The 11,169-nt window shown below is 70.0% G+C and carries 9 protein-coding genes; 1 reads left to right on the forward strand and 8 read right to left on the reverse strand.

All coding sequences use genetic code 11. The annotated features are described in order from the left end of the window. Window positions 1–52: 52 nt before the first annotated feature. From AB0H43_RS12185 to AB0H43_RS12210, 6 genes are all read right to left on the reverse strand, one after another. A complete protein-coding gene (locus tag AB0H43_RS12185) occupies window positions 53–1,354 on the reverse strand; it encodes a glutamate mutase L (protein ID WP_359999345.1) in 1,302 nt (433 codons plus the stop codon). 4 nt (window positions 1,355–1,358) lie between these two features. Continuing rightward, window positions 1,359–1,739, reverse strand: a complete 381-nt coding sequence (locus AB0H43_RS12190) for a hotdog domain-containing protein (protein ID WP_359999304.1) — start codon at window positions 1,737–1,739, stop codon at window positions 1,359–1,361. Further along, window positions 1,736–2,503, reverse strand: a complete 768-nt coding sequence (locus AB0H43_RS12195; RefSeq protein WP_359999305.1) for an OAM dimerization domain-containing protein — start codon at window positions 2,501–2,503, stop codon at window positions 1,736–1,738. Before AB0H43_RS12195 ends, AB0H43_RS12190 begins: the two co-directional genes overlap by 4 nt. 70 nt (window positions 2,504–2,573) lie before the next feature. Further along, window positions 2,574–4,130, reverse strand: a complete 1,557-nt coding sequence (locus AB0H43_RS12200; RefSeq protein WP_359999306.1) for a lysine 5,6-aminomutase subunit alpha — start codon at window positions 4,128–4,130, stop codon at window positions 2,574–2,576. After that, window positions 4,123–5,751: an amidohydrolase family protein gene (locus AB0H43_RS12205; RefSeq protein ID WP_359999307.1), complete on the reverse strand. Its 1,629-nt coding sequence runs from the start codon at window positions 5,749–5,751 to the stop codon at window positions 4,123–4,125. Before AB0H43_RS12205 ends, AB0H43_RS12200 begins: the two co-directional genes overlap by 8 nt. 4 nt (window positions 5,752–5,755) lie before the next feature. Then, a complete protein-coding gene (locus tag AB0H43_RS12210; protein WP_359999308.1) occupies window positions 5,756–6,787 on the reverse strand; it encodes an L-erythro-3,5-diaminohexanoate dehydrogenase in 1,032 nt (343 codons plus the stop codon). A gap of 145 nt (window positions 6,788–6,932) precedes the next feature. On the opposite strand from AB0H43_RS12210, the gene AB0H43_RS12215 reads away from it, so the two are divergent. Next, window positions 6,933–8,360 (forward strand): lysine 2,3-aminomutase, encoded by a 1,428-nt coding sequence (locus tag AB0H43_RS12215; protein WP_359999309.1) that lies wholly within the window; start codon window positions 6,933–6,935, stop codon window positions 8,358–8,360. Window positions 8,361–8,444: 84 nt separating this feature from the next. On the opposite strand, the gene AB0H43_RS12220 is transcribed toward AB0H43_RS12215, so the two are convergent. Together AB0H43_RS12220 and AB0H43_RS12225 are read right to left on the reverse strand one after the other, a co-directional pair. Then, a complete protein-coding gene (locus AB0H43_RS12220; RefSeq protein ID WP_359999310.1) occupies window positions 8,445–8,747 on the reverse strand; it encodes a hypothetical protein in 303 nt (100 codons plus the stop codon). 10 nt (window positions 8,748–8,757) lie between these two features. Next, on the reverse strand, window positions 8,758–11,169 hold a 2,412-nt coding region (locus AB0H43_RS12225; RefSeq protein WP_359999311.1), incomplete at its 5' end, for a polymorphic toxin-type HINT domain-containing protein.

An 11,169-nucleotide genomic window follows, 5' to 3' on the forward strand; every position in this document is an offset into this window, starting at 1 on the left:
TTCGACCCGGATCCCTGATCCAGCCCCGAAAAGCGAGCGCCGAAGGGGTCGGTCAGCGCAGCGAACCGAGCAGCGCGAGGGCTGCGCCCGGATGGTCGTCGGCGAGCAGCCCGGCCGCCGCCAGCACGTACGCCGAATCGATCACCACCGTGGGATCACGGGGCAACGCCCAGCCGCCGGCTGTGTCGGCCAGTGCCGACCGCAGGATGTCCCGGCCGAACGACGGCGAGTTGTGCCGCAGCACCCCGCCGGAGCCGATCACCAGGCGTACGTCCCGCAGATCCGGGCCGCTGCGCGCGTGGCGGCGCACTGCGACGGTCGCCGCGAGGGCCGCGATGCGGCCGTCGAGCGGATCGTCCGGACCCGCCACCAGCCCAGGCTCCGACGCCCGCAGCGAGGCGCCGGCGGACAACTCTTCAGCATCGGGGATCAACCGTTCGGAGACTGCGGCCGAGACGACGCCCGGAGCGCTCCAGCGCATCCCGAGGTCGCCCTCGACCGTCCGGCTGCGCCACAGCGTCCCAGCCGCCTCCGCGCGTACGTGCGCGCGTTCGGCGTCCGGGGTCAGCACCGAGTACACGTCGCAAGTCGCCCCGCCGACGTCCACCACCAGCAGATCCTGGCCCAGTTCGTCGCCGAGCAGCTCGACGCCGCGCAGCACGGCGTCCGGGGTCGCCGCCCGCACCAGCGACGCGAACCGGGGGCCTTTCGACAGCCGCTTGCCCCCGATCACGTGCTGCAGGAACACCTCGCGGATCGCCGCCCGGGCCGGCCCCGGCTCGAGAACCCCGATCCTCGGGAGCACGTTCTCCGTCGCGGTGACCGGCGTCCCCGCCTCCGCCAGCAACGTCCGCAGCTCTGTGCGTACATCTTGATTGCCCGCCAGGACCACCGGCACGCGATGCCCGCCCGCGGACAGCCGCGACCGCGCGAGCCTGGTGGCGTTGTGGGTCAAGACCTCCGCGTCGCCGCCGTCGGTCCCGCCCACCAGCAGGATCACATCCGGGTACGCCGAGCGCAGCGCCGCGAGCCCGGCGGTGTCGAGCGGACCCGCCGCGACGTGCACGACCTTCGCGCCCGCCGAGAGGCCGACGCGGTGCCCGGCCTGAGCGGTGACCAGGGCCTCGTAGCCGACGACGGCCAGGCGCAGCCCACCGCCGGCCGACGAGCACACGCGGACCTCGTCGCAGGCGATCCCGGTGGCCGCGACCGCCGCGTCCAGCCCGTGCAGCACGTCTGACTCAACGGTCGTCGGATGCGACGCGGTCGCCAGCAGCGCGCCCGTGTCCGTGTCGACCACGGCGGCCTTGGTGAACGTGGACCCGACGTCCACGCAGGCGATCTTCACTGACAGCAGATCACTTGGCCGGGACGACCACCGTGCCGGTCGCCGTCACCGCGACGATCGGCGGGTCCAGCACCTCGGCGGCCGACTCGCTCCGGTCCGGGCGGCCCCGGCAGACCACCCGCGCCTCGAAGTCGATCGTGCGGCTGCGGTTGCCCATGCGGGTCACCGTCGCCGCGACCTCCAGCACGTCACCGGCCCGCATCGGGGCCTTGAACTGCACGTCGGAGTAGGACGCGAACAGTCCCTCGTCACCGTCGAGCTGGATGCACACCTCGGTCGCCACGTCGCCGAACGCGGCCAGCGCGTAGGCGCCGTCGACGAGGTTGCCCGCGTAGTGCGCGTGGCTGTACGGGACGTACTTGCGGTGGGTGACGGTGAAGCCGACGCTCATTTGACTGCCTTCTCCTGCGCGGCTGTGGCCGCCTTCTGGGTGATGAGACGGTGGACGAGGTAGGAGGCGACCTCGCTGGGCGTGGTGCCTCGGCCGAAGACCCGGTCGACGCCGAGGTCGCCGGCCATCAGCTCGTCGAACCGCGGCCCGCCGACGATGAGCAGCGGCCGTTTCGCCGCCGGCATCGCCTCCCGGAACGCCGCCGACATCTCCCGGGTGTTGTGCAGGTGCGCGTCGCGCTGGGTGACGACCTGCGAGACCAGTACGGCGTCGGCTTTCTCCTTACGCGCGGCCTCCACCAGGTCGGGCACGGTCACCTGGGCGCCGAGGTTGACCACCTTCAGCTCCCGGTAGTACTCCAGGCCCTTCTCCCCCGCGATGCCCTTGACGTTGAGGATCGCGTCGATGCCGACGGTGTGCGCGTCCGTGCCGATGGTCGCACCGACGACCGACAGCTTGCGCCGCATCTTCTGCTTGACCGCCGTGTTGACCTCCTTGGCGCTCAGCAGCGGGAAGTCGCGCTCGACGACCTGCACCTTGTCCAGCTCGACCAGATGGTTGACCCGCCCGTAGACGACGAAGAAGGTGAACCCGTCGCCCATCTGCTTGGCGTGCACCAGCATCGCCGGGTCCAGGCCCATCTTCGCCGCGAGCTGCAGCGCCGCGCCTTCGGCCTTCTTGTCGTGCGCGATCGGGAGGGTGAACGACACCTGCACCATGCCGTCACCGGTGGTGTCGCCGTACGGCCGGATAACGGAACTCATGCGATCACCGTCCTGCGGCCGGCGACCGCCTGAGTGGAACTGTACTTGCCGATGATCATCCTGCGGATGCTCACTGGGCCGCCTCCAGCAGCTCGGTCGCGGGGTTGTAGTAGCCGTCCTCGTGCCGGGCGACGCCGTCGAGGCCCTTGCCCCGGTCGGCGGGCCGCTTCATGATCCCGAAGGTGCCCTCGCCGATCGCGGTGAGCAGCCCCTTCTTCTCGATCACTTCGAGCAGCTCCACGGCCTCGTCGAGGACCTGGTGGGCGCGGCGCTGGATGAAGCCGCCCTCGGCCGGGACGAAGTCCTCGTGCAGGCCGCCGCAGGCGTTGAGCACATAGCGGACGTTCTGCAGGGCGATGTCCCGGTCGGACAGCCACGGCGTGACGACCGCCTCGGTCATCATGCCGACGAGCAGGATGCCCTGGCCGGTCATGGTGCCGACGAGGTTGAAGAAGCCGTCGAGCAGGTTGCCGCGGAACACGTCGCCGGTCATGTGCTTGGTCGGCGGCATCCACTTCAGCGGCGCGTCCGGGAACAGCTCCCGGGCCAGCAGCGCGTGGGCGAGTTCCAGGCGGAAGGACTCGGGCAGGTCCGGGTTGATCTCGAAGGCGTGCCCCAGCCCGAGCTGCCAGTCGGCGAGCCCGGCCTCGTGCGCGAAGTACTCGTTGAGAAGCTGCGACACCGTGACCGTGTGCGCCTCGTCGACCGCGTCGGCGGTGGTGAGGTAGTTGTCCTCGCCGGTGTTGATGATGATCCCCGCGCGGGCGTGGATCTGCCGGGAGAACCGCTGGTCGACGAAGGTGCGGATGGGGTTGATGTCGCGGAACAGGATGCCGTACATCGAGTCGTTGAGCATCATGTCCAGCCGCTGCAGGCCGGCCAGCGTCGCGATCTCCGGCATGCACAGGCCCGACGCGTAGTTCGTCAGGCGTACGTAGCGGCCCAGTTCCTTCGACGACTCGTCCAGAGCCGCCCGCATCAGGCGGAAGTTCTCCTGGGTGGCGTACGTGCCGGCGAAGCCCTCCCGGGTCGCGCCCTCGGGCACGTAGTCCAGCAGGGACTGGCCGGTCGACCGGATCACCGCGATCACGTCCGCCCCGGCGCGGGCGGCCGCCTGCGCCTGCGGAATGTCCTCGTAGATGTCGCCCGTGGCGACGATGAGGTAGATCCAGGGACGCTGCTTCGGGTCACCCAGCTTCTTGATCATCCGATCGCGGTCGGCGCGGTTGCGGTCGATCGTCTTGATCCCGGCCTTCACCGCCCGGTCGGCGGCCTTGCGAGCCGCCGTGCGCGCCTTGCCCTCCGGTACGCGGAACCGCACTGATCCGGCCGCGGCCTTCTGCGCCAGCACGGTGATGTCGGTTTCACCCTCGGACAGCATCGCGTCGAAGACGGGCAGCGCGACTCCGTGGCCGAGCCCGGCGTCGGCGCGTACGGCGTCCACCAGGCGGTTGGCCCAGGGGATGCCCTCCGCGTCGGCTCCGGTGATCCCGGCCAGCCGGAGCACGGCCCGTTCCACCGAGACGGTGGTGTGGCTGCGCGCCAGGTCCACCACCGGCGCACCGGCCCTGCGGGCCAGCTCCCGGGCCTTCGCCACGACGTCGTCGTCGAGGTGCAACTTACCCATAGATCTTCTCTCCACGAAGGATGGTCAACCGGCAGTCCGGCAGGTCGGGCAGCGGCTCGTCGGGCAGGGCGGGCAGCAGCGCGGGCAGGGTGCCGACCAGCCCGGCCGGTGCCTGCCACACGGCGAAGGTGGCCGGCTTGCCCGGGGCCAGCACGCCCTCGTCGTCGCGGTGGGCGGCCCGCCAGCCGCCCCGGGTGTGCGCGGCGAACGCCGACTTCACGCTCATCCGCAGCGTCGGGTTGAAGTGGTTGGCGGCGGCGCGTACGGAGCCCCACGGGTCCAGCGGAGTCACCGGCGAGTCCGAGCCGAACGCCAGCGTCACGCCGACGGCGTGCAACTGCCCCATCGGGTTGCTCGCCAACGACCGGGCGACCCCGAGCCGCTGGGCGTACATCTGGTGCTCGCCGCCCCACAGCCGGTCGAACGCCGGCTGCATGCTCGCCACGATGCCGTACTCGACGGACCGGGCGATCAGCGCCTTGTCCACGATCTCCACGTGCTCGATGCGGTGCCGGGACTCCCGTAGCACCTCCGCACCGGACACCCCGTTGCCGCCGAGCTTGGCCGCCGCCATCGCGAACCCGTCCAGCACCGTGCCGATGGCGGCGTCGCCGATCGCGTGGAACCCGCCCTGCACGAACCGGGCTGACTGCACTCCTGGCTCTTCACGCGAGCGCTCATCACGCGAGGAATGCCGGTGGCAGTCCAGCAGATGGTCGCGTACCTGCTCGGCGGTGACGTAGCCGAACCCGCAGCCGTCCCCATCGAGATAGTCGCTGGTCAGATGCGCCGTACGCGACCCCAAAGCTCCGTCGGCGTACAGGTCGCCGCCTGCGCCGACCGCACCCAGGTCGACCGCCTTGGCGGCGCCCATCAGCTCGCCCCAGTACCCGTACACCTCCGGCAACTCAGGCAACCGCCCGAGGGCCAAGACGTCGGTGAAGTCGTCCTCTGAGGACGTGCCCGGACCGCCGCACTCGTGGATCGCGGCGATTCCCAGCGAGGCGGCGTGCTCCAGCGCCCGCCGTTGCGCGGCCCGTCGCTGCTCGGCCGTGATCCCGGCGAACGCGGCCTCCCGCACCACGTGGTGCGCGTCGCGGCGTACCCAGCCGGACGGGTCGTAGCCGGGCACCGCCTCGGCCAGCTTCAGCAGCCCCGTGCTGACCAGCGCCGAGTGGATCGACGCCTGCGACAGGTAGACCGCCCGCCCACCGGCCGCCCGGTCCAGCTCGGCCGCGGTCGGCGGCACCTGCGCCTCCCTCGGCCAGGCGGACTCGTCGAATCCGTGACCCAGCAGCACCGCGCCCTCGGGCAGGGTCGCCGCGAACGCCGCGACGGCGTCCAGCACGTCCCGGGCGCTGCGGGCGGCCGACAGGTCCAGCCCGGACAGGGCCAGGCCGGTGTCGGTTGCGTGCACGTGCGCGTCCACGAACGCCGGCGTGATCAGGGCGTTCTCCCCCGCCAGCGCCCGGACGTCCACGACGGTGTCAGCGGCCGGGGCCTCGTCCACCGGACCCAGCCAGGTGACGATTCCGTCCTCCACGAGCAGGGCGGACAGACCTGCGTGCACCGGCAGGGCGGGGGTCCGGATGACGGCGTTCGTGTACAGAGAGGTCGACATGAGATCAGTCTGCCGCTAACCGCGCCTCGAAGAGCCGTCGCACGCCAGGAACCTCGCGCAGCAGGTCCAGCGCCAGCTCCGCGTGCCCCGGGGCGTACCCGTTGCCGATCAGCATGGTCACGTCCGCGGCCAGGCCCTCCGCGCCCAGCGCGGCCGCCGCGAAGCTCGTGGCCATCGAGAAGAAGATCACCGTGCCGCCGTCCGCGGTGGACAGGATCGCGCCGTGCTCGCAGCCCGGCACGTCCACGCACACCACCGTGACGTCCGCGCGGCGCCCGAGCGCCGCCTCCACCGCCGCCGACAGCGCCACCGGATCGCGCGCGTCGGCCAGGGCCACGACGTCCGCGAGCCCCGCGGCCACGAGCCGCTCCCGCTCGGCCTCCACCGGCACGATCCCAGTGGTACGCACAGCGCCGGCCCGTCGCGCGGCGGCCAGTGCCAGCGAACCGGACTTGCCCGCGCCCCCGATGACGGCGACGGTCGGCTGCTCGTACTTCCGCACGACGCGCTCGGTCAGCGCCGGAGCGCCGCAGACGTCGAAGACCGCCAGGGCCAGCTCGGGATCGAGGTCGCCGGGCAGCTTGGCGGCGATCGACCGGCCGAACAGGATCGCGTAGCCGACGGCGGGCACCTGTTCCGACAGCCCGTCCCACCGGTCGAGACCATCGATGATGTTCAGTGGGGTGAGGGTTAGGCTGACGAGCGTAGCCACCCGATCCCCCGGCTTCAGGCCCAGCGGCGAGTCCGGCCCGACCGCCTCGACCGTGCCGATCAGCATCCCCCCGGAGCCGGTGACCGGATTGTGCATCTTTCCGCGGGTTTCGATGATGTCGAGAACTTCCGCGCGCACCTTGTCGCCGTCGCCACCGTGCTTGGTCAACAGCTGCCGGAAGCTCGCCGCGTCGAGATTCAGCTTCTCGACCGCGATCCGCACCTCGTCCGCGCCGATCGCCGGATCGGTGGACAGCCGCTGGGCCGCCTGCGGCAGCACCCCGTTCGGCTCGAGAACCCGGTGCAGACCTACGGGCGACGTCATCGTCAGATCTCCTTGCATGCCCTTGATACGTACAACAGCCGGTGCTTGGCGAGCGCTGGCGGAAATTCTCCGGCAGAATAGTTCCTACACGAAAAATAATCCAGTAGTGTGACGCCGTCACCCCCACCGCTCGAGGAGGAGCCAGATGTCCAGCGAAGCAGAATCCGCCGTTGAGGCCGCCTCACCGTCCTCCCGGCTGACGCTGACGCCGGATCGAGCGGGAGGCGCCCAGCCCTACGAGTACCGCCGAGTGGAACTCGTCGAACCCGACTGGACCCGCTTCCCCGGCTGGCGCCACATCACCGCCACCCAGTGGGAGAACGCCCAGTGGCAGCGGGTGAACTGCGTCAAGAACGTCAAGCAGCTGCGCGCCGTCATGGGCGACCTGCTCGACGAGCGCTTCTACGCCGACCTCGAAGCCGACATGCAGCACACCGCCACCATGTCGATGCTGCTGCCGCCGCAGATGCTCAACACCATGGTCCCGGCCGGCGCTCCGGGCGGTGCGGCGTACACCGAGGCGTTCTACGCCGACCCGGTCCGCCGCTACATGCTCCCGGTCGCCTCCGACCGGCTGCCCGAGTGGACGTCGCACCCGCACGCCACCCGGGACTCGCTGCACGAGCACGACATGTGGGTCGCCGAAGGACTCACGCACCGCTACCCCACCAAGGTGCTCGCCGAGCTGCTGTCGACCTGCCCCCAGTACTGCGGCCACTGCACCCGCATGGACCTCGTCGGCAACTCCACCCCGGCCGTCGCCAAGCTCAAGCTGGAACTGAAGCCGGTCGACCGCTACGACGCGCACATCGCGTACCTGAAGAACCACCCCGGCGTCCGCGACGTCGTGGTCTCCGGCGGCGACGTCGCCAACGTCCCGTGGAAGCAGCTCGAGGCGTACCTCATGCGGCTGCTCGAGATCGAGACGATCCGCGACATCCGGCTGGCCACCAAGGCGCTCATGGGCCTGCCCCAGCACTGGCTGCAGGCCGACGTCGTCGAAGGCGTCGAGCGGGTCGCCCGCACCGCCCGCCGCCGTGGCGTCAACCTCGCGATCCACACCCACGTCAACCACGTGAACTCGATCACGCCCATCGTGGCGCGTGCGGCGAGGACGATGCTGGAAGTCGGCGTACGCGACGTCCGCAACCAGGGCGTGCTCATGCGCGGCGTCAACGCCCACAGCCACGACCTGCTCGACCTGTGCTTCGCCCTCCAGGGCGAGGCCAACATCCTGCCGTACTACTTCTACATGTGCGACATGATCCCCAACGCCGAGCACTGGCGCGTCGCCGTCTGGCAGGCCCAGCAGCTCCAGCACGACATCATGGGCTACCTGCCCGGCTACGCCACCCCGCGCATCGTCTGCGACGTGCCGTTCGTCGGCAAGCGCTGGGTCCACATGGTCACCGAGTACGACCGCGACCACGGCATCTCGTACTGGACCAAGAACTACCGCACCTCGATCGAGGCGACCGAGGCCGACGCGCTCACCAAGCGCTACGCCTACTACGACCCGATCGACACCCTCCCGGAGTCCGGCCGCCGCTGGTGGGCCAAGCAGGAGGACTGACCAAGCCTCCGCGACGGGCGGCGCATATGCGGTGCGGGCAGCACCGCCCGTCGCGGATCTTCCATTGCCGGCGGCCGGACCGGGTCAGTCGGCCACCGGCCAGTGACCGGAATCGCGCGGGGGGACGCTTTTCGGAGTCCACTTCGATCGGTCCGCGGTGGGGCTCCAGTCCGGGACCTCGCCGAAGTAGATCGCCAGCGCCCAGTAGTGCTCGTCCTCGTGGAGGATGATCTCGTTCTCCCCGGACAGATCGTGACGGTGCCACTGCTGGTTGATCCGCGCGACGGCCTCGGCCCGGGTGATCCCGAACTGGCCCACCATTTCATCGGCGATCGCGTCCAGGAGTTCGCGAACGTCGGGCGAGACCGGCATGTGAAAGGTGGTCATCGGTCTCCCCTCACTGCAACGACCGGTCGAGCATCGGGCCGGTGCCGCCGAAGAAGACGACCTGGTTGCCGAACCACTGGGGCGCCGCACCCCGCAGGAAGGGACCAGGGTTGCGCAGCATCGGGCCCTCCACCAGGTCATAAGGCGTTCCGGTGCCGCCACTCCGATAATACCGGACAAAGGCCGTCAGATCAGGACTGCCTTCGGCGAACGTCCGAGCATTGAGCTCCTCGAGCCGGGCGTTCGGCACTCGGAAATGAAGGACGGCCCCAGCGTCCCCGTGACGCTTCGACGCCCATTCCGCGGCCTGCGCCGGGTCTCGGGTGGTGTAGAAGCCGCTTCCGAAGTCCATCGGACGCGACGAGTATCCGGTGTCGACACCGTTCGCCCGGATGCTGGCCGCGGCCTGGGCACTCGTCCCGTGGTAAAGGTCGGTGAAATCGTCGCCGCCGCAGTTGTGCACGAGGACCGGGGCGGCCCCGGCGATGACGTAATAGGTGTGTACCTCGGCGACCGTCAGGTCGCGCATATCGGCCAGGCCCGTCCAGGTCTTGACCGCGACGACGATCTGAGTGGTACGCCCGGCGACGTCCCGGAGGCGGTCGCCCGGCTTCAGGGCCGACGCGTCGACCCAGTCCTTCGCGGCGACGCTCCAGAACGGGTGGTGCTGCGTCGTATGCACAGTGGACGACTTGCCGGTCTTCGTGTCCCGGACGGTCACGTCGGCCAGATCCGTGTCCGCGTTCTTGTGCAGCACCGTCACCGGCTTCGCCGTGGTCTTGCCGGACGCCGGGTCGGTGGCGAGCACCTCGTCGCCGACCTTGACGTCCTTGATCGCCTTCGTCGACCCGTCGGCCATCACGACCCGCGTACCGGGCTGGAAGCTGTGACAACTCGGACCGTTGCGACTGCCCCGGGTGCCCGTGACCGCTCCGATGCCGCCGGAGATCGCGACGCCGCTCCAATTGACCCGGCCGGTGGTGGCCAGCTGTGAGGCGGTGTCGCTGACCGCGCCGCCGGCGAACCCGGCGACCATCCGGCCGCCGACCTTGGCCGCGAAGCCGCCCATGGCCCCGGCGACCTTGCCCGCGACCAGGCCGCCGACGCCACCGGTGACGACGCCGATGCCGCCTTGCACCGCGCCTTGGCCCAGTGAGCCGAGCGCGTCCTTGAAGCCGTGGATGTTGCCCTGGGCCGCGTCCTTGCCGAGGTTGATCAACGCGGCCGCGCCCACGGCGCACGCCACCGCACCGGCTCCGGCGGTGACGGCCATGCAGGCCAGCCCGGCCGCCACCCCGGCCACGATCGCGCCGATCTGGATCAGGGTGTCCTTGTGCTCCTTCACCCAGGTGGCGGTGGCGTGATAGGCGTCCTTGACCTTGTTGGCCACCTGTTTGACGGTCTTCGTGACCTTGTGCACGACCCGCTGGCCGGCCTGCTTGATCCGGTGGTAGGTCGTCTTGACCTTGTGCTTGACGTGGTTGATCGCCTTGGCCACCGAGTGTTTGACTCTGTGGACGGTCCGCTTGACCGCGTGAACTGCCTTCTTGTACTTCTTCTTGACGTAGTGGACCGCCCGGCTGACGGTGTGTTTGACCGCCCGCGTAACCCGGTGGACCGCTTTGCGTACGGTGTGCGCAACCTTCTTGACCGTATGCACGACGGTCCGGGCGACGCTCGTCACCGCGTGCCACGAGGACGTGGCGTAGTACGACGCGTAGTTGTAGGCAGACGTGGCGTAGCTCGTGACGGTGTGCACCACCGTGGAGACGGCCTTCTTGACCGCCTTGATCGGGTTCCAGCCCCAGTGGCCGGTCGAGTCCGTCGTCTGCAGCGGGTTGCCGTCGCCGTACTGGTAATGGTTGGCGTCGATGGAATCCGGGATCGGGTCGTTGTCGGCGGTGTCCCGGTTGTCGAACTGCCCGGTCGCCGGGTTGTACCAGCGCGCGTGCATGTTCACCCGGTTGGCGACGCTGTCGGTCCACTCCGACTGGTAGCCCAGGTTGCCGACCTTGCCCACGTTCGCCGTCACCGTGCCGAACGGGTCATACGTCGCCGACCCGGACAACGTCGCCCCGGTCGAGGTGAACTGCCCGACCAGATCCGTGTGCAGATCAGCCCACGCGAACACCCCGGTCCCACTCGTGGGTTTGACGCCCACGACGTCGCCGTCGGGATCACGGCTGTAGGTCGCCGTACCGTCCCCAGCCACATCATTGGCCAACCCGGAGTACGACAGGATGGTGGATCCGGCGGTCAGCACCCGGCCCAGACTGTCGTAGGTGTACGCCTCGGCGCCGATCGAGACCTGCTGCCCGTAGGCGTCGCTGGCCAGGTTCTGCGTCGACGACCCGGTGACCGTCGACTTCAACGTGCCCCGAGCGGTGTAGGTGTAGGTCGTCGACCCGTCCCCGACCAGCTG

It is taken from the genome of Hamadaea sp. NPDC050747 (assembly GCF_040654195.1).
In the GTDB taxonomy this organism is placed as follows: Bacteria; Actinomycetota; Actinomycetes; order Mycobacteriales; family Micromonosporaceae; genus Hamadaea.

Excerpts from the sequence above, each read along its gene's own strand:
- AB0H43_RS12205 (WP_359999307.1), bottom strand. The coding sequence starts at position 5,751 with ATGTCGACCTCTCTGTACACGAACGCCGTCATCCGGACCCCCGCCCTG.
- AB0H43_RS12210 (WP_359999308.1), bottom strand. The coding sequence starts at position 6,787 with ATGACGTCGCCCGTAGGTCTGCACCGGGTTCTCGAGCCGAACGGGGTG.
- AB0H43_RS12220 (WP_359999310.1), bottom strand. The coding sequence starts at position 8,747 with ATGACCACCTTTCACATGCCGGTCTCGCCCGACGTTCGCGAACTCCTG.
- AB0H43_RS12215 (WP_359999309.1), top strand. The coding sequence starts at position 6,933 with ATGTCCAGCGAAGCAGAATCCGCCGTTGAGGCCGCCTCACCGTCCTCC.
- AB0H43_RS12190 (WP_359999304.1), bottom strand. The coding sequence starts at position 1,739 with ATGAGCGTCGGCTTCACCGTCACCCACCGCAAGTACGTCCCGTACAGC.
- AB0H43_RS12200 (WP_359999306.1), bottom strand. The coding sequence starts at position 4,130 with ATGGGTAAGTTGCACCTCGACGACGACGTCGTGGCGAAGGCCCGGGAG.
- AB0H43_RS12195 (WP_359999305.1), bottom strand. The coding sequence starts at position 2,503 with ATGAGTTCCGTTATCCGGCCGTACGGCGACACCACCGGTGACGGCATG.